The following is a 24,516-nucleotide window of genomic DNA, read 5'->3' as shown; positions in this document are numbered from 1 at the left end:
GAAGAATATTTTTCACATGCTTTAAAATTTTAGGAGAGCTGCGATGAGATTCTGGAACCAAAACATTACGAATAGAGTCTCTAGCTCCTTTTTACTGCTTTCTCTTGTAACGGTCGGTGTTGTTGGAGGAGTTGCTTTTACCAGAGCCAGAGAAGCATTAAAGCAAGCAACCTTTAACCAGCTTAATGTTACAGCCAACTTAAAAGAAGAAGAAATGTCTCGTTGGTTTGAGGACCAACAAAGGGATGTTTTATTGATGACCCAGGTTCCCAATATTCAGGATGATCTAGGAATACTTCTTTCTGAGCGTTCTGACGCAAATTACACTGCAGCTCATGAGGAACTTTCAGACTACTTAACAAAATTCGTTCAGCTCAAACCTAGTCTATTAGAAGTCTCCATTTTGGATTCTAGCAATCGTATTGTTTTATCAACGAATAGAAGCCGTGAGGGTAGATATGAGGTTCTAGCTAGTGTTACTTATCTTGATCACGTTGAGCCAGGAAACACTTTTGATCCAATCTTTTATGTTTCATCAACTACAGGAAAACCATCTGTTACATTAGCAGCGCCATTGCGCGATGAATTAGGCACTCGTCGGGGGTTAATTTTGGCTCACCTAAATCTAGATCGGATTGATCAAATTGTGCGAGAACGTACTGGTTTAGGTAGAAGTGGTGAAACCTATTTGGTCGGCTCATTCAGCAGTGAGACGATGTTCATTTCTAGAGAACAGTCGCGATCGCAAACCGTTCTACCAGAAATCAGCAGCCACGGAATTGACGCAGCAATGCACGGGATTAGTGGCTCCGGGCTTTATTCAAACTATGTAGGTGTGTCTGTAATTGGAGTATATCGCTGGCTCAACGACCGTGACATTGCTCTGCTAGTGGAAATGGAGCAAAACGAGGCATTTGCTCCTGCTCGTCAGTTAGCAGGAACAATCATGTTGGTAGGATTAGCGTCAGCGGGAATTTTGGCGATCGGGGTTTATTGGCTGGCGCAACAGCTCCAAATTTCTCGCAAGCAGCTAGAAAATTATAGCCGTCAGTTAGAGCAAAAAGCTCAGGAAGCAGATACCGCGAACCATGCCAAAAGCCAGTTTCTTTCTAACATGAGTCATGAGTTTAGAACGCCACTCAACGTCATTCTAGGCTTTACTCAACTCATGGCTCGCAGTACCTCTCTCAATCCAAAGCAGCAAAACTATCTCAACACCATCAGCCGTAGCGGTGAACACCTGCTCAACTTGATTAATGATGTGTTAGAAATGTCCAAGATTGAGGCAGGCAGAGTTGTTTTAAGTGAGAGTAGTTTTAACCTTTATGATCTGCTAAATTCGCTTCAGCAGATGTTTCACTTCAAGGCAGAGTCTAAAGGCTTACAGCTCGTTTTTGAACTGGACCCAGATCTACCTCAACATATTCGTACCGATGAGAGCAAACTGCGTCAGGTCCTAATGAATTTGCTGAGCAACGCAATTAAGTTTACCCAAACGGGACGTGTAATACTCCGGGTGAAACAAGTTGAAGAGCCAGAAAAAGATGTAGAGCATTCTCAGCGCTCAACTACTACATCTTTGCAGTTTGAGGTCGAAGACACTGGACCTGGCATCTCCCCTGAAGCAATAAAAATCCTCTTTGAGCCCTTTGTGCAGAGCGAGACGGGGCGCGATTCACAAGAAGGAACTGGACTTGGCTTATCTATTAGCCAGAAGTTTGTACGCCTGATGGGAGGTAGAATTTCAGTCACCAGTCGCGTAGGTGTAGGATCAACTTTTGGATTTGTAATTCCAGTTTGCCAGGTTGAACCGGAGCAAATTCAGACTCAAGTGCCCAATCGTCATGTGATTGGCTTAGAAGCCGGACAGCCCAACTACCGCATCTTAGTAGTAGAAGACAACTTGAGTAATCGTCAGCTGCTTGTAGAGTTGTTAACCCCAATTGGTTTTGAGGTCAAAGAAGCAACTAATGGAGAGGAGGCGATCGCCTTATCCAAAAGCTGGTTACCTCATCTAATTTGGATGGATATGCGAATGCCAATTGTAAACGGGTACAAAGCAACCCAACAGATTAAAGCAGCAGGTACACCAGCACCAATAGTCATTGCGTTAACAGGCAGTGCATTTGAAGAAGAACGCATCGTTGCCTTATCCATTGGTTGCGATGATTTTGTTCGCAAACCCGTACGGGAGGAGATTATTTTTGAGAAGATGGCGCAATATTTGGATGTGCGCTATGTCTACGCTACCGAACTGCAAAATCAAACAGTACAACCTTATCTTCAGGCTCTCACTCCTTCAGATCTAACAGTAATGCCACCCGAGTGGATAGAGCAATTACATCAGGCTGCGACTAAAGTGAATGCAAAACAAGTCATTGCCCTGATACAACAAGTTCCTGCTAAGAATGCTAACTTAGCCACTCACTTAACCTATCTGGTCAACAACTTTAGGTTTGAAGAGATTATTAGTTTATGTTGTGTTGGACAAGCTAAAAGTTGAGAATCATCATACTGATTCCGATGAACTACCTCAATCTTTGCCTGATAATTGCAGTCATCCTGAGTGTAGTAACGCTGTTTAAGCCACACTAAAGCGTCCTGTTTAGAGTGGAAGTGCCAATATATCTCCGTAGTTGGGTCGTACACTTCAAGGTATAAGTTGCGTTGGCGATCGCATTTACAAACAAGTTGAGACTCGTCATTTATGCCAACTGTATTGGCAAAAACTCTATAAAGACTTGAGCAAACTTGTAAGAAACGCTCGCCCTTTAAAGAGCGCCAGAATTTTGATGCTTTTGATCTGTAAGATCGTGAGTTTGGATTAGAGGAATTTGTGTTAGAAGAGATGGAATGGTGAAGCGACATGAAATTTTCCTTTGCTGCTTAGCCTCAAGAAGACGTAAAAGTTTGGTTAGTGGTCGTTGCTTTTGTTAGTTCTATTAATGTGTGAGTTATGGGAAGTACCTAGGAGAAGATTTTTGTGTAGGGTGTGTTTAACTTTCATAGAAGTGTTATACTAATTCTCTATGAGGTTGCACAGAATGTTTTCTCCTCGGGCAAGGGTTTCAGGCACCTGGGTTCTATGCAGCTTTACATAAAATTGGTATTAGCTCCATGATTAAGGCTAATTCACACCCTACAAATCATCAATTAACCGAAGACAAAACTGAAGGAATTGCTGTCTAAGCTGAGAGTATTAGCGGCAACATTTTGCACTACGCCAATCAACTCATTTGTGACAAACTGGCTGTTGCTCTTAATGTAGATTCCAGTGCCAGAAATATTATTGAGTGAAACATTAGCGAGTAGATAGTCAGACTTAGAGCCTACTAACTGAATCTTGTCCTCTGTCGCCTTGAAATCAGTAATTAGCGCGTAATCTGTCTGTCCAGAGGTGTTGCGTTGTCCGTCGTCATAGAAGCGCACCATGTAAGGAAATTCGCCACTCTTTGCTGCACCTAGTGCGAAGTAATCAACTCCAGTTCCACCCGTAAGCCTGTCAGTTTCGCCCTTACCCGCGTTATCGAGCCAAGTTCCAACCAAGGTGTCATTTCCTGTTCCTCCTAACAGTCTGTCGTTGCCATCTCCGGCACTAAGGTAATCATTTCCTCCTGAACCGCTCAGCTTGTTGTGGCCCACACCGCTGTAGATCTGGTTGTTAAGGTCATTGCCTAAGCCGTTAACGTTACCCGCGCTGTCAAGAAATAATTGTTCAACACCACTGCTGAGACCAAAGCTAACGGTAGAGATTACCTTGTCGTAGCCATTGTCAGTGTCCAACTCATTAACTATATCTGCTGCATTGTCAACGTAATATGTATCACTGCCGTTGCTGCCAAACATCGCATCAGCACCGATGCCACCAAAGAGTCTGTCGTTGCCTGTACCACCAAACAAAGTGTCAACGCCACCAGCACCACTGAGTGAGTCATCGCCCCTCCCTCCAAGCAGTCTGTTGTTGTTGCCGTTGCCCAAAATATAGTTGTTTAAAGCATTGCCTAGACCATTAGCAGCATTGCCAAGCAGTGTTAGATTCTCAACATTTGTTTTGCCGCCTGAGGAGAGGGAGAAAGAAACTGAGGATTTAACTGTATCAATGCCTTCATTGGCTGCTTCAAAAACTTGGTCGGTGGAGATATCAACAATGTAGGTGTCGTTGCCTTGACCACCTATCATTTTGTCAGCGCCTAAACCACCATTAAGCAGGTCGTTACCGCCAAATCCATTCAGCCAATCATTACCTGCAAATCCGAAGATTGAATCATCCAAGTTGGTGCCGTTAAGTTTGGGTTTTTGGCTACCGTTATCATTGAACTGTGTACCCGTGATAATTGCCATTTGAGTGTTCCCAGATAAATTAGATTAAGTAAGAGAAATCACGTCATGCAGCAGCGAGCTTTGCTACTCGACTGAAGTAGTCAAAACTGATTTGGTTCAATCGCCAATTTGACAACCTTGAAGTGAAAACGATTGGCGATCGCCTCATCGCAAATCATTGATCTTCTCTTCGAGAAGCTGCTGAGCAATTGCGCTCTCTTGTGATGTTTCTAAGTTAATGGGTGAACAACTCCACTCACATCGAATAAATGTCACTTCCTTAGCGTGACATCTGTCATGCTGAAATCGTTTTTGCTCGAAAGCTGTTGGTTGTGTCGCAAAAAGGTTGTGTCGCAAAAACAGGTCAGTGGCGACGCTATGGTGAATTGTAGGAACGGGGTTGTCTGTGGGAGCGAGGTCTTTTTTTCGTAGATAGAAGTAGGACGATCGCCACCACTCCCATTCCAACTATGTTTCCAGGCTCAGGAACAGTCGCTACATTGAGTGGGTTATTGGGTTGAGTCAGTTCGTCTAACCCGTCCTCGACTTCGCGCTCAAAGCGATCGCTACTCACTTCTGCCTGGGCCAATAGTTCTCGCTGGCGATCGTTGACTAGTACCAGCATGGAGGAGTAAGGAGTGACAATCTCAGTACCTTTTGCCAGAGTGTGAATCGCATCCAGTTCGGCTAGCTGAGTCATGTCTTTTTCGCGACTCAATTTGAGAATGAGTTGTCGAGCCGCGAGTGGTGTGAAGTCGGCTTCTGTCGATGCACTGACTATAGGTTCAACTTCTGAAGTATCAGCTTGGGGTGATTCTACTCTCCAGATATAGCCGTCTGTAACGCTGGCAACGGAGTGTCCTAGTTTTTCCTCAGTTGCGATGCGCTGCATTACTTCTGCCACATTGGTTGCAACTCCGCCTCTGGTTTTTTGAATGGTTTCCAGGGTGGCATCATCGTAAGCAGGAGGTAATTCACCCAAATGGACAGCCCAAAGTGGGGAGGCGCTCGCCGGAAGTTCAGCCTCGTCAACCGTTAGCTCATAATTTCCCTCATCGGTGATTACCAGCACTGCATCATAAGCTGTCTCACCGTGCAACTGCCCAAACTGTTGCAGCATGGTGTGAATTGGTAGGTTGCCGTAGAAAGTAGTTTTGCTAGAGTCAAACTCACGAATATCATCCAGACGTTCCGGCTCGGCTCCAGCAGATGCGGTGAGATACAGATCCAGGTCGTTGTTGGCACTGTGTTGAGCTAGCCAGCGGAAGGTTTTGGTTAACTCGTTAGAATGAGTTGCCATGCTGCGAGAGCGGTCTAACACCAGTGCAAACCGTTTGGACTGGGGCAAAGCGGATGAACTGTGGCTCAGGGGTTCTGCCACAACCTGATAACCTCCTGGCAGCGTCACCTGATGAGTTTGAGGCGCGTGTTGTCGAGCGGGTAGCGATGTTTCTAGCCATTCTTCTGCTGGCAGTTGAGCAGCTCTGCCATTGCGACGACGTACGGTGTCTTCTGTCCAAAAGACATTGCGCTTTTCTGCCAGATGAGGCATCGGCCAGCCTTGCTCCTGTCGCATTGCCTGATAGGTCATCCACAGATGCAGTTCTCCCGGTTCACCATTCTGCTGCTGCATTGGAATGGGAAATACGCGCAGACGATATTGCCGTGGCCCAACTTGCTCTAGCAATGCCGGATCTTCTGCCACAAAGTTAGTGCTGCGGGCAACCTCTCCGGTGTAGACCTGTTGGGCAGCTCCACGCGGCGATACGACAAACGGAAAGCGAGTGGCTCGACTCATGCTGTCGCCCAGCCATACCCCCGTGAGAACAGCACTTTCGGGTAATGAGAAAGAGTAAAAGATCTCCTGATCCTGCCAGGTGGGGTTCTGATAACGCTCATACAGCTCAATCTCTGCCCAGTCTCCATGTTCATGCACATTCACTCGCTGCTGGGCTAGCCAGACAATCTGCTGGTTGATGTTGAGCAATCCTGCCTGAGTTTCGTCCCGGTTCGAGGTAGATTGCAGCGCGTTTTGAATTGCCTCCCGTTCTGCCTTTTGAATCGGGGCATCAAAAAATTCTGCATACAGGTTGGCGGCTCTATCTGCATCAGCACGCGAACCGTTATATAAGAATGGGGAAAGAATATGGTTGTGTAAATCCTGCCAAAATTGAGCTTTTTCTGGAGTCAGATTAAATACGTTGCGGTAAGTTTCGCTCAGGCTGTTGCTTTCTTCCCAGGGGCTAATGTAGCGGTAAGAGTTGAGATAAGCGTTGACCAGCCCTGTCCGAATCAGATCTGACTTAGCTAGAAGTTCTTGGCGATCGCCCTCCGTTGGAGCAGGCTGTGAAAGCAGCTTAAAGGCTTCGATCTGGGGCTGTTGTTGTAGAGCGGTGAAAATGAGTAACCAGGCAACTGCTACCCCTGCTGTCCCTGCTACGGCTTTGAGTTGTCCGTAGCGATCGCCAAACGCTGCTGCCACTCGCCACCAAGAGCGCAAGTAGAAATTTGTCATCACAAACGGCATGGCAAAAAACAGCGAACAGCTAAACCCGAATAGGAAGAGGAAAACGGGTACCCACCAGATTGTGCGTAGCGGACTGTGAGTGAGTGTATCCCGCAGGACGGGTATCCACTCAAGCTGGAAGAATTGGATAATCCATGTGAAGACTGCAAATAGGGATACACACAGAGCAGGCACCGCATAAAATGTCAGTAGTACTCCGGTGTACACTCCAACAATCAACATTAAGCTGTGGCTTGCTAGCTGTAGCCATGCCAAAGTGCGTTTGCGCGCCGCAAACCCACACAGCAACTCAACCGCAAATGCCCCAATGCAAAACAGCGCTGTACTCAAGATCTGTGAGCTTGCCGGAGTGAGTTCTCGGATCAGGAATAGGCGCAGCAAACATAGCGCCACCAGTGGCGCTTCGACCCCATAAAACAAACGCATCAGCAAAACAGGCTGTTTGCGTAATCGGAACCAACCCACCAGGGTGCAGACCGTCGGCACCAGGAGTAAACCCATCAAGCTTGCAACCAGCGTCGCGGGAATGGCCACACCTGCCCAAACGTCTTCAGAAAAGGCAAAGCCGATTTGCGGTAGAACGACTCCATAAGCTAGAAGCAAAAATGTACAGTTCCACAGCCAAAAGATGGAACCATAAGAGAAGTGAACTAGTTTTTTCATGGTGAAGCTGAGGTAAGGTTGTGGCTCCAGTTTGGAAGGGGTCATTTGCTATTTGCCTCTTGTGAGCAGCCCGTAATTGATGACTGATAATTAAATGACTATCCCTGATTGCGTTCCTAGTATTTCCTCAGTCGAGATCGGCTCGATTTTGGGAATAGTTTTGTAAAGTTTTGATAAATGCGATCGCAACTCCAGAAAGTAGCCAAGCTTAAGACTGAGGCAACCCGACAGCGGACGTGAGATAGTCATTAAGCTGTAAAAATCGGAATTGCTGATCATAGGAGCGCGTTATGGATGTCAAAGCCGCAGTTGCCCTCGCCGCAGGAGAGCCACTGAGCATTGAGACAGTTCAGCTTGAAGGGCCACAAGACGGGGAGGTGATGGTAGAAATCAAAGCGACCGGAGTTTGCCACACCGACGCTTATACCCTCTCTGGCTCTGACCCAGAAGGACTCTTTCCCGCTATCTTGGGGCACGAAGGCGCTGGAGTCGTCGTTGAAGTGGGAGCCGGAGTAAAATCTTTAAAACCTGGCGATCATGTCATTCCGCTTTACACGCCAGAGTGTCGTAACTGCGAGTACTGCCTGAGCCAAAAAACAAACCTGTGCCAAGCTATTCGTAGCACCCAAGGGCGTGGTCTAATGCCCGATGGAACCAGTCGCTTTTCTAAAGATGGCATGATGCTCCATCACTATATGGGTACGTCCACATTTGCCAACTATACTGTGCTACCTGAAATTGCCGTTGCCAAAATTCGCGAAGATGCTCCCTTTGACAAAGTGTGCTACATCGGCTGTGGAGTCACAACTGGAATTGGAGCCGTAGTTAACACCGCCAAAGTTGAACCCGGAGCGAATGTCGTTGTATTTGGACTGGGCGGCATTGGCTTGAATGTAATTCAAGGGGCGCGTCTGGTTGGGGCAAACATGATTGTGGGTGTTGACATCAACCCCAGCAAACGTGCTCTGGCAGAGAAGCTGGGCATGACTCACTTTGTCAATCCCAAAGAGGTAGAAGGAGATTTAGTTCCTTATCTGGTCGATTTGACAAAAGGTGGAGCGGACTACAGCTTTGAATGTATTGGTAATGTGAATGTGATGCGTCAGGCGTTGGAGTGCTGTCACAAAGGTTGGGGAGTGAGTGTGATCATTGGCGTTGCAGGAGCCGGACAAGAAATTAGCACTCGCCCTTTTCAACTGGTAACCGGACGAGTATGGAAAGGAAGTGCATTTGGTGGTGCAAGAGGACGTACTGATGTCCCTAAAATTGTGGACTGGTATATGGATGGCAAGATTAACATTGACGATCTGATTACTCAGGTGATGCCCCTTGAGCAAATCAACGAGGCATTTGACATCATGCACAAAGGAGAAGGAATTCGCACAGTTATCACTTTTTAGTGCTTAGCGTAAAGCATACAGCAATATTCCAGTGGGTAAGCCTTAGAGTAGGGGCGGTTCGCGAACCGCCCCTACAGGGATTTGTTGTTTATGCAAATGGAAATTGCTGTAAGTCTTCGTAGGGGTGGGTTTAGTAGACAAACCCTGATAGTAGCTGAGGTTCAACAGCAAAACCCACCCCTACAATATTGGGATTATCTAGTGTGGTTATCTAGCAGGGTTAAATATTAGCCCCATTCTCAATAGATTGGAAGAATTGAGCAATCTGCTCAGTAGATTGAATGTGATAAACACTTTTAGTGTTCTTTGCTTGCTCAACATACTGGCGATATTTGGGAGTCAAATATTTGTGGCATAACCAGAGCACACGGTAACTGTTCATCGAACTCTTTAAGATGGGGCTCTTATCAGGCCAGCCTGCGGGCGGATTAGAGTAACCTGTGACGAATCGTTTAGTGACCCACCAGCAATGTACGTAGAGGGGCAGATCTACAAAAATCAGACTATCTGCCTCATCAAGTCGCGGCCAAAGGGTTTCCAGAGAACCAAATCCGTCAATGATCCACTGATCGCTGGTCAAAATTTTCTGATGGATGGATTTGTATTCCTCATCTGGAACCTCAATGCCTCCTGGTTGATATTTAACCTTGTCCAGGATGTAGAGTGGCAGTCCAGTGATCTCTGATAGCTTTCTGCTTAGAGTTGATTTACCACCTCCAGCATTGCCAAACACTGCTACTTTTTTCATACTGATTCCTGTTTGAGACACTGATTCCTGTTTGAGATACAGAGCTTAGAGTTTTTTCGTCATAAACACACTATTGGGATCATCAATATATCCAGCAAAGGGCCCTCGGTACTCAAACCCATACCGTGTGTATAAGGCTCGTGCTGGGGCGAATTCTGCGAAAGATCCTGTTTCTAAATTGAGGCAATTATAACCGCGTCGTTCAGCTTCTTTGATCATGTGTTCTAGAATTTTTGCGGCAACTCCTTTGCGTCGATGAGCATTAGCGGTACGCATTGATTTGACCTCACCAGTTTTTGGATCTAGTTCTTTTAGTGCGCCGCATCCGAGCAGTTCATCACCTTCCCAGGCTGTCCAGAACGTGATGTCGGGCGATCGCAATGCCTCTAAATCGAGTGCATGGGCACTTTCGGGTGGGGTAATCTCATACATATTTTCGAGATGTTCCCGGAGAAGGTCAGCGATCTGTTGACCGGTCAGGTCATCTTCGCGAATTTCCAAGTCACTCATCTTTTTAGTTGGCTCTGTAGACATTATGGTAGGAAGCAGCTTAAGACAGCTTTGCCTGATGTTTGGCACCAGGAATTCGCCGCAAGTCTCGCCAGATTTGAGTAGCAGCCAATGCTCCATCTGCTGCCGCAACGACCACTTGATTTAAGCCGACTTTGAGATCACCGATTGCAAAGATTCGAGGATGGGAAGTACGCGCCATTTTATCCGTCACTAGATTCTCACCCTGCTTTTCTAGATTAAACTTCTCTAGATAGTCGGCATGGTACTTTGACCCCATTGAAATCAGCCCAGCTTCTAGTGAAATGGTTCTGCCGTCTTCCAGTTCAACTCCATTCATCTGATGGTCTTCACCCAGGAATTGCTTGATTGGACTTTCGACCAGTTGATAGCCATGCTCCTGTAGTTTCTGTCGCAATTCGCCAACTTCAAACAGTCCTTGCGTAAACACGGTGATGTGTGGAGTAAACCAACCCAAGGGAAACGCAACTTCTGCATTGCTGGCACTGTTGGCCAATACGCCCACTGTTTTGTCTACCATTTCGTAGCCATCACAGATGAGGCAGACGTGCAGATTGTATCCGGCATAGTCATACACGTTTCGCATGGTGTCTAGGTTAGGCAAGTAATCAATGATGCCGCTGGCGGCAATCAGGTACTTGGTGCGAAAGGTCTGATAGAGGCTGTCCTGGCGACCAATCTTGACTTTAACGGCAAAGGTTTCGCCTTCATCTTCAATCTCTTCTACAAAACCATCGAGCATATCACCACCCAGTGAGAGGTATTGCTCTTTGCCTTGCCGCAGCAGCGATCGCCCTGGTGTGTCTGATGGCAATCCGAGATAGTTGTGCAGTTCTTGCATCCAAAAGGAGCGGGCTTTGCCTTTGTCGATGATCAAACTAGAAAGCAGGTAGCGTTGCAGATAAACGCCAGCCGATAAGCCCCCTGCGCCACCCCCGACCACAATCACGTCGTAAACATGATCGATACGTTCTGAGAGATTCTGTTTGGTTAATTTCATAACACCCTCTAAGATGCGATCGCCTGTTCCTCATTCTCTCAAAAATTTCCGTAGCCTAACATCTTGACGAAGCGTCACCATCCCAGATATGCTCTCACGTTAAGGTTGTCAATTTTACTAAAGACAACCCGACCACACCCAAAGATCTAGCGCTACCCAAGGCTGTTGGCAGCAGCCCTGAGCAGCTAACCCCCAAACTGGAAACAGCAGTCTGGCGGCTAATGGTGGATTTTAACACTCCCTTAGCCACCCCGACTTGTCATGTCAAAAAAAGCGTTGCGAATCCTTTAAGACACGAAAGTGAAAATAAACTCACTTTTAGTTCTTTCACTGGGTTTTTGCACGTGTGAATTAGTGCAGGGTGGCTAGGTTTTTGGGGTTTCCTCGTAAACCTCAAGGAGTCACAACTCATGTCTCAATGCTTTTTAGAATCTCCCAACACGCCCACTGTTGAGAGAGAAATTTCTGCGCTGCAAAATGATGAGCGCGATCGCTTACGAATCCTGGTAATCGGTTCTCGTGATGGTGTGATTGAAACCATTCATGATCTGTATCGACGTGGCTTTGCTGAGCCCAATGCATGGAGTCCGCTTTTACCTGCACCTAGTTCTGGTGAGGTGATGAGTATTTTAACGCGCGATCGGAGAAGATAGGAGAAGAGAGGAGGGGGCGATCGCTCCCTCACCTTTTATCCATCTAACGGGCTTCTTGCCCCATGCTTGCTCCACTTGAGTTTGAGCAGATCTGCGGAACCCTGCTGTAGATCTTCCTCAAATCAGGTAGATCTACAGCAAGGCTGCCGTTGATCCATCAATATAGGGTGGATCTACAGCAAAGTAGCCGTTGACCTACCTTAATTTGGGTGGATCTACAGCAAAGCTCTGTACAATAAATTGTTAGACTGCTCGTTGTTGTCTTTAGGGAAGCAACCCAACCATTACTCCTTTCAGATTGGTGTTGCCGAAAGGTTATTTACATACAACCATGAACACAATCACCTACAGACTCCCGCAGATTGGAGACGAGCATCAAATCAGTGGTTGTATGTGGGCTTCTGCGGTTCTATGGAAACTCACAGATGGCACACCAGAAAGTGTTGCCGAATGGCTACAGATTTGTCATCCAGAGGAATTAAGAGACAGAATCTTGAGTAATGAGAAAACGCTAGTTGCAACGTGGAATGAAATCGTTGTTGGATTTATTGCCTTTAAGAGGGGCAATCATTTGTCATTGCTGTTTATCCGCAGAGAATTTTCTGGGCAAGGAATTGGTCGAGAACTTTTCACCCAATGTAGCTATGATTTGAATGAAGTTACTGTCAACGCCGCAGAAGAAGCAGTTGGCTTTTATCAGAAAGTGGGGTTTAGACAAAGTGGCGATCGCTTTTTCAAGCATGGAATATGGGGAACACCGATGAAATGGATCAACCCTTCACCCGAGGTCATAGAGTAATCTGATGGAGAACCTATCGCTGCTAGCCACACTGCGCGAACTAGAGTGTAAACTTCATCAACCTGAGTGCCGTAGAGATCGAGAGCGCTTGGCACAGTTGCTTGCCCCTGACTTCAGGGAGTTCGGTCGGTCGGGAGCTTCATACACGCGTAGTGACACGCTGATGTTATTACCGACTGATCCAGAACCACCGCAGGTTCATGCTCAAGACTTTGCTGTGCAGAAGCTCTCAGACTCGATCGCGCTACTCACCTATCGAGATGCTCATGTGAATCTATCAGGAGAGTTGTTCCGTCACACCAACCGATCGTCGATTTGGCGGTTAGATTCATCAGGTTGGCAAATGGTGTTTCATCAGGGTACGCCTACAGACCCTATGCTGTCTTGACGACTTATTAAGATGGTATAGAAAATGCTCCTCCACACAACTGAACAATTCACGTTATTTTGATCAGTCAAGCAAGACACAGGATGACAGTACTTTAAACAAGTTTTCACTAACGAGTTGATTTCCCTGGGGACTGAGGTGAATGTGATCACGATAGAGGGCTTTGGATGATTCTGCACTGTTGAAGATGGGCAGAAAGTCCAGATAGAGAATTTGGGTTTCTTCAGTAAAGTCTTTTAGTCGCTGACGGGCTTTGATTTCATAGTCGCGTGAGCCAGGAGTGCCAATTTCTCGGAGTAAAGGAGTCATGGCTAAAACCAGTCGTCCGTTGGATTGACCAACCAACTCGTTGATTTGCTGAATTGCTTCCAGGTTAAAACCAACGCGATCGCCCCCTTCTGACATCACTTCATCCATTCCGGGGATGGGCTGCTGTTTAATCAGATAGCGGTTCACCAGTTCTGATAAAGCAAAAGGAGGTTTGTGGTCGGGGTAGTTGCGATCGCGCCCTACAGGAAGAGAAGTCGGAGCCGTACCAAACAGGTCGTCTGTGTTGATTAGCAGTATCACAACCTGAGCCTCAAAGCTGCTAAACTGCCGCAGATAGGCTAACTCATTGCGCGGACTCCAGGAATTTGCCGAAGCATTCAGGACTTCTAGCTGCTCAAATTCAGTCTGATTAAGAGAAGGCTGTAGCTGCTGCTGTAGCATGGCTGAAATCGTCTCATTTTGGTCTGTCCACCAGCCACCATTCGCGACAGAATCTCCCAGCAGCAGCAGTCGCAGGGCTGTTTGGGGTCGAGATGTTGTAACTTCGGGACTCCGCATTGAGTACTGGTTAATGGTGATTCGGTTGCCAAATCGACGCACTTTTTGGTTGGGTGCCAGCAAATAGCCAATTTGCTCATCAGCGATATAAATCAGCGGATCGCCGAAGCCAAACAAAATTCGCAAGCCTACTTCGGTGAGTAAAACCAGTCCGACGATTACCGCCACGACGATCAAAGCAACCTTCATCTAACTTCCTCATTCATAGTGCGTAGTTCTAGCTCAGCCCAAAGTTTTGCTTTACCAAACTTCAAGACAGATTTAAGCTTTTATCCTTCAATTTGCCCTCAGAAGCTCTAAGTCCTGGATAAAATCGAGGCAGGTTCGGCTCTAGCAATTTTCTCAACCCTATTCTTCAGTCCAATCTTTTTCAAGCCAGTCCATTCTGTCTTTAACCCTGAAAATTTCCAAGAGGAGGACACTGCATTTATGACAGATTTCAACCGAGGGATCATGAAGTTTAAGGGAGCAGATAGCCCAGTGGCGATCGCCCTTTTTTCTACCCTGCTATTAGGTTCGATTGCTTTGCTGATTTTGTGGGCGTTGCAGTCTGCTTACGTGCTTAATTAAACCTACAAACCAATACTCCAAAAATTTTAGGCGGAAGTGCAATTTAGCTGCACCTCCGCCTAAAATTTTTGGGCTAATAAATTATTTGTAATACGCTTATGCTACAATCTGTAATCTTGACGAATTTGGGGGCTACTCGACTGCTTCTACCGATTTGGCGTGGCAGTGAGGTTAAATATCATGGCAAAGTTTTCCGACATCCTCCGTTACTACAAACCGTATGCTGCGATCGCTGCCTTCAGCATCGCAGCCAGTAGCCTTTTTGAAATTATTGATCTGGTGGTGCCCTACGCGATTGGGCAAATTCTGAACGTGTTGTCCAACCAGCCTGTGGATGCGTTGCTTCAGCGCAGCGTTGATCTGGTGGCAAGTTTAGTTAATTTACCGTCTAACCGAGGATTAGCGATCGCTGTCTTATTAGGTCTAATTTTTCTAACCACTGTTGTGCGTGCGCCGATTCAGCCCTGGGTCGGGTCTTGGTTTCACTGGGATGTTGCTCTGCGTTCCCGGCGGGATCACGCCACGCAGGTGTTACGCAAAATTCTCACCTTACCGCTAGAGTTTTACGACGAAAACAACCCAGGGCGAATTGCCGGACGGGTCGCCAGAGGGCTGTCAAACCACACCTGGACGTATCCCGAAATTGCCGGACAGCTCATTCCTAAGCTGGCACGGGTGCTGGGCATTTTCATCATGATCTGGTTTATCGAATGGCGGATTGCGATCGCCTTCCTGGTCTCGTTTGTCTTTGTTCTCACGCTTAGCCTGTTCAAGCTAAAACAACTAATTGCTCAGGAAAGGGCGATCGAAAAACACGAAGAAAATACTGAGAGCCGTACCTCGGAAATCATTACCAACATCAAAACGGTCAAAGCTTTTGCCACTGAATCTCACGAGCTAAAGCGCCAAAGCACTCGGTTTAACCGTGAGTTTATGGTGATCGATTACCGGATTCATCGCGGCTACATCAAGCTTGGCATGATGCAGCGCACAATTGTGCAAATCTGTGTATTCCTGGTGCTGGCGTTCACTCTGATTGCGACGCTACGGGGGCAAATTTCCCTGGGTCATTTTGTCACCGTTCTGACGATTTCTAGCATGGCTTACTCTGAGCTAGACCCCATTGGTCAGCTCGCCGAGATTTTTGCTCGTCGCTATGCCTCAATGGTCAGCTTGCATGAGTTTATGCAACTGCCGACGGGGTCTGATGCTGCCAGTCTGGTGAAAGACCCTAATGCTGTGCAGCACTACCAGTTCACCGGAAAGATTGATTTTTCCCATGTCACCTTTGGCTATGACCCAAATCGTCCGGTGCTGAAAGACATCAACCTGCTGATTGAGCCCTATCAAACGGTGGCACTGGTTGGACGTTCTGGTTCCGGCAAGTCTACTCTAGTGAAAATGCTGTTTCGCTATTTTGAGCCGCAGCAGGGTCAAATCTTGATCGACGGGCAAGACATTCGCAGGTTAGATGTGGCGGGTTATCGCAAGCGACTGGCGATCGTTCACCAGGAAGTGGATGTGTTCAACGGTACGCTGCTCGATAACCTCACCTACGGCAACCCCAATGCTTCCTTTAAAGAGGTGGAGTTTGCCTGTCGGGTTGCGCGAGTAGACGAATTTATTCACCTGTTTCCCCAGCGCTATCACACCATTGTGGGTGAACGCGGGGTGCGGCTCTCTGGCGGACAACGGCAGCGACTAGGAATTGCCCGTGCCTTGCTGATGAATCCCGATGTGCTGGTATTTGATGAGGCGACTTCGAGCCTGGATTATGAATCGGAGCGATCGATTCAACTGGCAATGCGAAGCATTCTTGGTACTCGCACCACGATTATCATTGCTCACCGTCTCAGCACCGTGCGCGAGGCAGATAAGATTGTGGTGTTAGACAAGGGCGAAATTGTTGAAGTCGGCAATCATGACGAGCTATTGCAGCACGGCGGCATCTATCACCGTCTCCATGCGTTGCAAGAAACAGGTGAACTGCTGGTGTAAGTTCAAAAACCTTGCCGCATGAGTAGTCAAGTCCATCGCATTGTTTTAGTTGGGTCGCACTACTACTGACGTGACCCAGCTTAAAGGGTAGTCCTAAAACCTTGATCCCCCCTAGCCCCCCTTTTTCAAGGGGGGAATTCTAGAAGCCCCCTTTTTAAGAGGGTTGGGGGATCTGCCTGCGTAAGTCCTGCTCAAATTAAATCGGTATAACTCTGCACAGCTCCTCAACGATTCCGCACAGCTCCTCAACGATTCCGCATAGCTCCTCAACGATTCCGCAGGGCTGCTTGGCGATTCCGCAGGGCTGCTTGGCGATCGCGCATAGTGACTGAGCGGATCTGTTTCATCCCCTGATTAACTGACAAAACTCCTAAAACCACTGACATCCCATAGGTTGGGTGAAGCATCGCGGAACCCAACAGAATTGGGGCAGGAGTTGGGTTCCGCTTTGCTCCACCCAACCTACATCAGAAGATTTGTTAGTCAATCAGGTTGCATCTCTGTTGGAGAAAATTCCCAGTTTTTCTCCTTCCTGACTTTTAGCGAAATTCTCCTAGAATAATCGTTGCGGCTGGGCCCCGTGTTTCAGCAGCCTGAATTACCCGTTGCCACAACGCCGTCTCAGATTGATAAAGGCTCAAAGCGGCCACAGCGTCTTTTGCATCGGCACTTTTACCTTCTGCAACCAGTGACAGCAGAAATTCTAGCGGTTCGTCTTGCCGCAGCATGGCGATCGCCAACAGTCCTGTTTTCCGCAATTCTTTGTGTGTTGTCTGTAACCACCAGTGCTTAAGCTGCTCAAATGCTGCGTTACTGCGGGATTCGCCTAGTGCCAGAGCAGCCATCTCACAGGCTTGAGGATTGGCATCGTCTAGAAAACTGGCAACTAGCGGCAGAGAATCAGGAGAAAGATTGATCAGCGCTGTGAAACAATCCAAAAGCACCTGAGGTTCGTCGCCCAGCTTGACCCGCAAACGCAGCAGCGGAACTCCCTGTTTGCTGCCGCTGTAGGCGATCGCCCTAGCTGCTGCCGCCCGCGCCAGCGGAATCGGGTCAGCCAACAGGTCAGCCAATTCGCTCATCACGTCAGGATAGTTCATTCGCACCAAGCCGAGGGCACACACTCCGCGCAGACTGGGTGCGGTATCTTCTTGCCCACCCCAAACTGGCTCCATCTGCCGATGCTGAATGCCCCGCAAGAACAGGTCTGCTTCACTGCGTCCCATTTTGTAAAGTGCTTCGGCAATCCTGAATTTGCCTGTGCAACCAATGTCGCGCTCGATCGGTTTCTCTATCAGTCGGTCAAAGGCAGTGACCAGGTCAGGCGTTAGCTCACTAATGGCAGCTTTCCCAACGAGTTTGGCGGCAGAGGCGATCGCCACTGAGTATTTGCTCTGAAGAATTTGCCGCAGCCCCTCCAGGGATGCTTCCGCAGTCGGGTCTTCCCGAAACTGATTGACCTGCTCAATCAGTTCTTCCAGCTTGCGTGATTTTGCCATTTTCAGAGGTCAGCTTTTTGAATTTTGGAACCTCAAAACCGTTCAACCCAAGCTCCTCGCTCGTCAAGTTTTAATTCCTTGACCTGAACGGTAATTCCTACTGATTTCCAGGTGGTGGCGATCGCCTCCTCCACTGCTTCTGCCTGACTCAAGTTAGTTAAAGCGAGTAGCGTTGGACCTGCTCCGCTGATCACTAACCCATAGGCACCTGCGGCGATCGCGGCTGATTGAACCTGCTCAAAGCCAGCAATCAGAGTTTGGCGATAGGGTTGGTGAATTCGGTCTTGCAGGGCAGTACGCAGCCAGTCTGGTTTTGCGGTTTCCAGTCCCCGTAGCAGCAGGCCCAGATGCGCCACGTTAAAAATCGCATCGGCTCGGCTGTAGCTGGTCGGCAAAACTCGGCGGGCTTCACTCGTAGAAAGCTCAAAGTCAGGAATTGCCAGAACCGGAATGATGTCGCTGTGCCAGGGAATATCGCAAATCGTCCAGTTGCCGTCTGCATTTGAGGCAGATAGCCGACAGCCACCCAGCAATGCCGGAACTACGTTGTCGGGATGTCCTTCTAAGGCGATTGCCAATTCCATCACCTTTTCCTGGGAAAGCGGTGTCCCTGCTAACTCGTTTGCACCCAGTAGCCCACCTACGATCGCAGTCGCAGAACTGCCCAGTCCTCTAGCGAGTGGCACACCCAAGTCGATCTCGATTTGCACGGGTGGAACAGGTTGCTCCAAATGGTGATAGAGCTTGGCAAAGGCTTGATAAGCCAGGTTACTGTGATCGGTTTTGACTTGTTCAGCGTCTAACCCTGTGACGGCGATCGCCAACTCACCTGAGGAATTGGGGCTTAATCGGGAAAAGCGAAACTGGTTATACAGGCTTAACGCTGCCCCAATGCAGTCAAAGCCGGGACCAAGATTTGCGGTTGTAGCAGGAACAGTAACGGTGACGGAGTTGGTCATAGCGAAAATTTAGTTTACTGTGGCGCAGGCATTTTGCCTACTTGCGTCAGATAGGCAAGATGCCCATTCCACAAAGGATTGAAATTGCACAACGCCTAGTCCGAAACAACGGATTCCTGGCTCGCCGCTCCGGTTGGCTGTGTTCCTTTGAAGTAGGCTTCTAAAACCTGACGCACCATTGGCGCAGCTAAAGAACCGCCACCGCCACCAGAATTTTCACCAAAGGCGACTACGACAATTTCAGGATTCGTTTCTGGACCATACGCGCCAAACCAGGTGTGAGACTCACGGGGCGGATCTTCAGCAGTGCCGCTCTTTCCAGCAAGCGGAGGCAGTCCCGGCGCATTGACAGCTTTTCCGGTGCCGCTCGTGACGACTTGCCGCAACCCTCGCTGCAAAATTTGCAGCGTTTCAGGCTGCAAGTTGAGCGACTGCCGCCACTGCCTTTCCGCCTCATTGTCTTTGAGCAAATGTGGTCTAACCAGATACCCGCCATTCGCTGGGACTGAAAACATCACTGCAACTTGCAGAGGTGAAGCCTGCAAATAGCCTTGCCCAATTGACATATTAATCGTGTCGCCCTGATACCAGGGTTCGTCTAGCTCTGACAGTTTCCATTCTTCGTCAGGCACCAAGCCAGCCGCTTCCTCGTCGGTAATTTCAATCCCAGTTTTGCGCCCAAAGCCATAGCGCTGAGTCCACTCAATCAGCGGCACTTCACCCATTCTCATCGCGGTTTGATAGAAGAAGGTATCGCTACTCCAAGCCATCGCACCCGCAAAGCCAAGCGGACCAAAGCCAGCCCGATTCCAGTCCCAGAACTCGATACCACCTGCGCGAATGAACGGATAGGTCGGCAAAACGGTGTCAGGTGAGAATTCCCCCGACTCGATCGCCGCTGTCGTAGTAACGATCTTGAAGGTGCTGGCAGGTGGATAGCCCTGCAACGCCCGATTCACAAACGGAAAGTCCATGCCCTGAAGCTGCTGCCACTGGGCATCGGTAATGTAAGTGGAGAAGAGGTTGGGGTCAAAGGCAGGACGGCTGACCATCGCTAGCACAGCGCCATTGCGAGGATCGATCGCCACGATCGCCCCTTTCCTTTCTCCCAGAGCAGTTTCAGCCGCCTGCTGCAAGTCTAAGTCCAGCGTCAACTGCACGTCTCGCCCAGCCATTGCAGGTTTTTCGCCCAGCACTCGTAGGACGCGGCCCATGCCGTCTACTTCTACCTGCTGCCCACCCCATTCGCCCCGTAGCCGTTGCTCAAAGGCTGACTCAACGCCCATCTGACCAATCACATCGCCCAGGCGGTAGCCTTCATCTTCATGCTCCGTGAGTTCGTCGTCGGTCATTTCCCCGGTGTAGCCAATCACGTGCGCTGCCAGGTCACCATAGGGGTAGTTCCGCACGGCTTCAGCCTGCACCTGAACGCCCTTCAGTTCATGACTAAACTCGGCAAGTGCGGTTACCTGAGCCGGACTGATGCCCCGCGCAATTCGCACCAAAAACGGAGAGGTGTAGCCTGCCTGAGTTAAGCGAGACTGAATCTGGTCAGCCGGAATGTTTAAAACTTCTGAGAGGCGCTGTGAAATTCTGTTCCATTCAGCTTGTTGATTAGCGATCGGCCAGAGAAACACCGCATAGGACAGGCGACTACCCGCCAAAATTCTACCTTCCCGGTCTAGAATTTTTCCGCGCTCTGGCTGTCTTGGAATCAGACGAATGCGGTTGTTGTCAGCAAGCTGGCGGTTGCGATCGCCCTGCACCAACTGCAAATAAGTTAAACGACTTCCGATGCCCCCTAGCAGCGTCAGAGTGACCAGCAGCATCACCACCAAAGACTGATACTGTTTCCCAACGCTGCGCGCATTGGGCTGCTGAGTCGTAGCAGACGGGTGTTTGGTTAGAGTCATCGGCACGACAAATTAAGCCTCGACGATTTCCATCTGAAAAAACCTTTCCTAGTCTACCGCTACTCTCTACAAAGCAGTACCGTAGCTGATCCCCAAGGTTGTGTTCAACTTTAGCCCATTCTCAGGTAAGCAATGCCAATTTTCTCTTTTAGTATCTTGTATCCTAGTTGATGCAATAAAGTATTGGTGCAATTAGAGCTAAATTCTACGGGAGGCAGCTTAATGCAGCGGTCGGCCAGGCTGATCCGCCAAAACAAGCTGTATCACAGGTAACTATCAATTTTTAATGGCTGCCTAAAGATAGGCTTAGCTAACATCAATGATTCACCACTTAACTGGGAACTATTGCGGAGAGTTGCAACAATGTCTCAGACTGCTATGCAAAATCGACCCGTCGCCGAGACCAATACGCGGTTCGATGTCGAACTCCGCAAAGTATTCAAGGTATTTAACGGCGAAACCGTCGTTCGAGGAATTGATCTCAATATTCGACAAGGTGAATTTTTTAGCATTTTAGGTCCATCGGGCTGCGGCAAGACGACTACGCTCAGGTTAATTGCCGGATTTGAAGAACCTTCAGCCGGGGAAGTATTAATTCGAGGCAGGTCCATGTCTGGGGTGCCAGCCTATCGTCGCCCCGTTAATACTGTCTTTCAGAGCTATGCCCTATTTGGCCATCTCTCGGTTTGGGAGAACATTGCATTTGGTCTGCGGATTAAGCGTCAGAGTAAGGCAGAAATTCAAAAGCGAGTGCAGGAAGCGCTGCGTTTGGTCAAGATGGAGCAGTTTGCCCGGCGTTATCCAGCACAGCTATCGGGAGGTCAACAGCAGCGAGTTGCTTTAGCCAGGGCACTGGTTAATCAGCCGACGGTTGTGCTATTAGATGAGCCCTTGGGCGCGCTGGACTTAAAACTCCGGAAGGAGATGCAGGTTGAGCTTTCGACACTGCACAAAAACTTGGGCGTGACGTTTGTAATGGTGACTCACGACCAGGAAGAAGCTTTAAGCCTCTCTGACCGAATTGCAGTGATGCACGATGGCAAGCTAGAGCAAATTGGCACCCCAAATCAGATTTACGACTATCCTCAAACGCCCTTTGTGGCTGATTTTATTGGGGATACAAATTTGTTTAAGGGGCGAATAGAAACGACAGACTATGGCATGTGGCAGGTGAGAACAGAGCGAGGGTTGCGAATTTTGGTTAAGCCAACTGAATCCTTAAATGGCTCTACGCCCGATCAAGTGGTCGTGAGTGTGCGTCCCGAGAAAATTCAACTGAGTCTAGAAAAGCCCAGTAGCCCAATCAACTGTTTTGAAGGGCGGCTGATGCATACGATGTACTTGGGTACTCACGTCCATTACTTGGTGGAGTTGCTGTCGGGCGATCGCCTCACCGTTCTACAGCCCAATCGAGCTAAACTTGCTGCTGAACCAGATTCCCCTCTCTATATTTATTGGGCAGAAACTGATTGTCTAGCGCTAACAGCGTAGGATAGTTGAAATCTCGTCTCGCATTGGCGTACAAAATTGTCATCGTGTTTGATATTCCCCTGTTGTATTAGGTCAAGGAGAGCGTTTTACTTCTAATGAACACCCGAAAGCCCCGATTTTACCCAGGGCGATCGCCCCGGATCGCCAGCACCAGACGCGGTTTTCTACAACTGTCAGCCGCCGCCCTCTCGGGTGCCGTTTTGTCAAACTGTGCCCGTAACCTGGCAGACGTTAGCTCTGAAGAGCCAGCAGCTAGCAGTGCTGCTTCTGATGGCGGCACTCTGCATGTCTACAGTTGGGCAAACTATACGGATCAGGAGTTGCTAGACAGCTTTAAGGCAAAAACGGGCGTTGAAGTCGTTGTAGATACCTACGACTCCAATGAAACCATGCTGGCGAAGATGCAGGCCGGTGGCGGTAGCGCCTACAGCATCATCTTCCCATCTGACTATATGGTGAGTGAGATGATCGGGTTGGATATGCTGACTCCCCTCGATAAATCTCGTCTGGTCGGACTAGACAACCTGCGACCGCAGTGGCAAGACCCCGTTTATGACCCGGGCAGTGCCCACAGTATTGCCGCAACTTGGGGCACGACAGGTTTTATCTACAATCCCGCTAACCTAGGTGCGACCCTGACAGGCTGGGATTACTTCTGGGAAAACGGGGGGTCGTTAGAGCGGAAAATCACCTTGTTGAACGACGTGCGGGAAGTCATGGGCGGAGTGTTGCATTCGCTCGGCTATTCCTACAACTCCGAAGATCCGGCTGAGCTTGAGGAAGCCTATGACCGATTGGTAGAGCTAAAACCAGCGATCGCCAGCTTCATCACCAACGGTTGGGAAGACCAGGTTGCCAGCGGTGACCTACTTGTGTCAATGGCTTACTCCGTTGATGCAATTGCCTTAATCGAGGAGAATCCCGACCTGGAGTACGTTATTCCAGAAACGGGTTCCTCTCTCTGGACGGACACGATGGTTATTCCTAAGTCGGCACCCAACCTGGATGCAGCCTATGAATGGCTAAACTTCCTACTGGTGCCAGAAAACGCTGCCAGTTTAGTAGAGCGACTTAAATTTGCAACGCCCAATAAAACTGCCTACGAGCAACTATCTGCGGAAACTAAAGCTGATACGAAGTTGTTCCCACCTCAAGATTTGCTCGATCGATGCGAGGGAATTGCACCCGTCTCGGAAGAAGCAACAGAGTTGTATGACCAGTACTGGACACAGCTAACCAGTAGCTAATTGACTTGGGTAGGGGCGCAAAGTTTGCGCCCCTGTATTTTTTCCTCCTCGTTATGCGTCTATGTCAACTTCAACCCCAACGCCTTCTGTAGTTCCTGAAGCCAAAGTGAGTCCGAGGTGGCAGCAAAAGCTCGGTCGCTTGGTTGGTCCACTGGTGTTGCTGGGGCCACCAGGAGTTTGGCTGTTGCTGCTGCTGGTCATCCCAACGCTGCTAATTTTTCAACTCAGCTTGATTCCTGGGATTCGTCCTGGACAGCCAATGGATGGCTTTGGCTTAGGAAATTACCTGAACATTTTGCAGCCTATTTATCTTCAGGTAATCTGGCGATCGGTCTTTTTTGCCCTCGGCAGTACGGTCTTGACGCTGCTGTTGGGGTTTCCGGTTGCTTACTGGATTGCGCTGATGGCTCCCAAACGCTGGCAAAACCTGCTGCTGGTTGGTTTTGTGTTGCCCTTGTGGACTTCCTCTCTGCTCAGAGCCTATGCCTGGATCACGATTTTGCGACCCACAGGTGTACTGAACTCATTTCTCAGCACCTTTGGGCTACCCACGCTGGATCTACTCAACCGCAGTTCAGCCGTGTTTATTGGCATGAGCTACAGCTTTTTGCCCTACATGGTGCTGGTTCTCTATGCTTCTTTAGAAAAGCTCGACAAACGCTTGCTAGAAGCAGCAGCAGACCTGGGTGCTAGCGCCCCACAAACCTTTTGGAAAGTGACGGTACCACAAACGCTACCTGGCATTGCAGCAGGCTGTTTGCTGGTGTTTATTGCTGGTCTGGGAGATTTTGTAGTGCCAGAACTGTTGGGCGGCGCGTCTAGCATGACCGTTTCGCGGTTAATTTATAACCAGTTTCTTGGTGCAACTCGCAACTGGGGCTTAGGTTCTGGTCTCAGTATGGTGCTGATCTTGGCAGTGAGCATTGCGATCGCTCTGTTAATCAAGTATGGCGATCGCGACCCCGAAAGCTTCTCATAACTC

At 48.8% G+C, this 24,516-nt stretch carries 21 protein-coding genes; 10 read left to right on the top strand and 11 right to left on the bottom strand.

Translation table 11 applies throughout. The annotated features are described in order from the left end of the window. Nucleotides 1-43 precede the first annotated feature (43 nt). The gene (locus tag H6G00_RS12810; RefSeq protein WP_190797018.1) at nt 44-2,503 is read left to right on the top strand and encodes a hybrid sensor histidine kinase/response regulator; all 2,460 of its coding nucleotides are present in this window, start codon (nt 44-46) and stop codon (nt 2,501-2,503) included. Between the two features lie 650 nt (nt 2,504-3,153). Here H6G00_RS12810 and H6G00_RS12805 read toward each other — a convergent pair. From H6G00_RS12805 to H6G00_RS12795, 3 genes are all read right to left on the bottom strand, one after another. Continuing rightward, the gene (locus H6G00_RS12805; protein ID WP_190797017.1) at nt 3,154-4,341 is read right to left on the bottom strand and encodes a calcium-binding protein; all 1,188 of its coding nucleotides are present in this window, start codon (nt 4,339-4,341) and stop codon (nt 3,154-3,156) included. Between the two features lie 355 nt (nt 4,342-4,696). Then, on the bottom strand, nt 4,697-7,555 hold the full coding sequence (locus H6G00_RS12800; protein ID WP_199318457.1) for a TIGR02921 family PEP-CTERM protein: 2,859 nt from the start codon (nt 7,553-7,555) through the stop codon (nt 4,697-4,699). A gap of 45 nt (nt 7,556-7,600) precedes the next feature. Next, nucleotides 7,601-7,789: a hypothetical protein gene (locus H6G00_RS12795; protein WP_190645475.1), complete on the bottom strand. Its 189-nt coding sequence runs from the start codon at nt 7,787-7,789 to the stop codon at nt 7,601-7,603. An 11-nt stretch (nt 7,790-7,800) separates the two neighbouring features. Between H6G00_RS12795 and H6G00_RS12790 the strand changes: the two genes are divergently transcribed. Further along, nucleotides 7,801-8,910, top strand: a complete 1,110-nt coding sequence (locus H6G00_RS12790) for an S-(hydroxymethyl)glutathione dehydrogenase/class III alcohol dehydrogenase (protein ID WP_190645473.1) — start codon at nt 7,801-7,803, stop codon at nt 8,908-8,910. A 220-nt stretch (nt 8,911-9,130) separates the two neighbouring features. Here the strand turns inward: H6G00_RS12790 and H6G00_RS12785 are convergent, their stop codons facing one another. From H6G00_RS12785 to H6G00_RS12775, 3 genes are read right to left on the bottom strand one after another with little or no spacing between them, the layout of a single operon-like run. Further along, nucleotides 9,131-9,658 carry an adenylate kinase gene (locus H6G00_RS12785; RefSeq protein WP_190645471.1) on the bottom strand — a complete coding sequence of 176 codons (528 nt, stop codon included), beginning with the start codon at nt 9,656-9,658 and terminating at the stop codon, nt 9,131-9,133. Nucleotides 9,659-9,703: 45 nt separating this feature from the next. After that, complete coding sequence (locus H6G00_RS12780; protein WP_347277740.1) at nt 9,704-10,159, bottom strand: GNAT family N-acetyltransferase; 456 nt, start codon at nt 10,157-10,159, stop codon at nt 9,704-9,706. Between the two features lie 49 nt (nt 10,160-10,208). Then, a complete protein-coding gene (locus tag H6G00_RS12775; RefSeq protein ID WP_190797016.1) occupies nt 10,209-11,189 on the bottom strand; it encodes an NAD(P)/FAD-dependent oxidoreductase in 981 nt (326 codons plus the stop codon). Between the two features lie 410 nt (nt 11,190-11,599). On the opposite strand from H6G00_RS12775, the gene H6G00_RS12770 reads away from it, so the two are divergent. The 3 genes from H6G00_RS12770 to H6G00_RS12760 all read left to right on the top strand — a co-directional run bounded on the left by H6G00_RS12770 (nt 11,600) and on the right by H6G00_RS12760 (nt 13,029). Then, entirely contained in the window at nt 11,600-11,842 is a 243-nt protein-coding gene (locus H6G00_RS12770) for a hypothetical protein (protein ID WP_190797015.1), read from the top strand. Between the two features lie 331 nt (nt 11,843-12,173). Next, nucleotides 12,174-12,641 carry a GNAT family N-acetyltransferase gene (locus H6G00_RS12765; protein ID WP_190797014.1) on the top strand — a complete coding sequence of 156 codons (468 nt, stop codon included), beginning with the start codon at nt 12,174-12,176 and terminating at the stop codon, nt 12,639-12,641. A gap of 4 nt (nt 12,642-12,645) precedes the next feature. Continuing rightward, nucleotides 12,646-13,029, top strand: a complete 384-nt coding sequence (locus H6G00_RS12760; protein WP_190797013.1) for a DUF4440 domain-containing protein — start codon at nt 12,646-12,648, stop codon at nt 13,027-13,029. Nucleotides 13,030-13,092: 63 nt separating this feature from the next. On the opposite strand, the gene H6G00_RS12755 is transcribed toward H6G00_RS12760, so the two are convergent. After that, nucleotides 13,093-14,046, bottom strand: a complete 954-nt coding sequence (locus H6G00_RS12755; RefSeq protein ID WP_190797012.1) for an SGNH/GDSL hydrolase family protein — start codon at nt 14,044-14,046, stop codon at nt 13,093-13,095. A 240-nt stretch (nt 14,047-14,286) separates the two neighbouring features. Here H6G00_RS12755 and H6G00_RS12750 point away from each other — a divergent pair, with 240 nt between their 5' ends. Then, on the top strand, nt 14,287-14,427 hold the full coding sequence (locus tag H6G00_RS12750) for a hypothetical protein (RefSeq protein ID WP_190645460.1): 141 nt from the start codon (nt 14,287-14,289) through the stop codon (nt 14,425-14,427). 180 nt (nt 14,428-14,607) lie between these two features. Then, nucleotides 14,608-16,425, top strand: a complete 1,818-nt coding sequence (locus tag H6G00_RS12745; protein ID WP_190797011.1) for an ABC transporter ATP-binding protein — start codon at nt 14,608-14,610, stop codon at nt 16,423-16,425. Between the two features lie 266 nt (nt 16,426-16,691). Here the strand turns inward: H6G00_RS12745 and H6G00_RS12740 are convergent, their stop codons facing one another. The 4 genes from H6G00_RS12740 to mrdA all read right to left on the bottom strand — a co-directional run bounded on the left by H6G00_RS12740 (nt 16,692) and on the right by mrdA (nt 20,796). Further along, on the bottom strand, nt 16,692-16,832 hold the full coding sequence (locus H6G00_RS12740) for a hypothetical protein (RefSeq protein WP_190797010.1): 141 nt from the start codon (nt 16,830-16,832) through the stop codon (nt 16,692-16,694). Between the two features lie 132 nt (nt 16,833-16,964). Continuing rightward, nucleotides 16,965-17,924, bottom strand: coding sequence for a HEAT repeat domain-containing protein (locus H6G00_RS12735; protein WP_190797009.1), 960 nt, complete (start codon nt 17,922-17,924; stop codon nt 16,965-16,967). 32 nt (nt 17,925-17,956) lie between these two features. Beyond that, a complete protein-coding gene (thrB, locus tag H6G00_RS12730; RefSeq protein ID WP_190797008.1) occupies nt 17,957-18,883 on the bottom strand; it encodes a homoserine kinase in 927 nt (308 codons plus the stop codon). 95 nt (nt 18,884-18,978) lie between these two features. Beyond that, a complete protein-coding gene (gene mrdA / locus H6G00_RS12725) occupies nt 18,979-20,796 on the bottom strand; it encodes a penicillin-binding protein 2 (protein ID WP_190797007.1) in 1,818 nt (605 codons plus the stop codon). 363 nt (nt 20,797-21,159) lie between these two features. On the opposite strand from mrdA, the gene H6G00_RS12720 reads away from it, so the two are divergent. From H6G00_RS12720 to H6G00_RS12710, 3 genes are all read left to right on the top strand, one after another. Beyond that, entirely contained in the window at nt 21,160-22,287 is a 1,128-nt protein-coding gene (locus H6G00_RS12720) for an ABC transporter ATP-binding protein (RefSeq protein WP_190797006.1), read from the top strand. Nucleotides 22,288-22,382: 95 nt separating this feature from the next. Continuing rightward, complete coding sequence (locus H6G00_RS12715; protein WP_190645449.1) at nt 22,383-23,534, top strand: spermidine/putrescine ABC transporter substrate-binding protein; 1,152 nt, start codon at nt 22,383-22,385, stop codon at nt 23,532-23,534. Nucleotides 23,535-23,595: 61 nt separating this feature from the next. Further along, nucleotides 23,596-24,513 (top strand): ABC transporter permease, encoded by a 918-nt coding sequence (locus tag H6G00_RS12710; RefSeq protein ID WP_190797005.1) that lies wholly within the window; start codon nt 23,596-23,598, stop codon nt 24,511-24,513. The last annotated feature ends 3 nt before the right edge of the window (nt 24,514-24,516 follow it).

It is taken from the genome of Leptolyngbya sp. FACHB-541 (assembly GCF_014695875.1).
Lineage (GTDB): Bacteria > Cyanobacteriota > Cyanobacteriia > Elainellales > Elainellaceae > JAAUTN01.
This window is presented reverse-complemented; position numbering and strand designations above follow the sequence as displayed.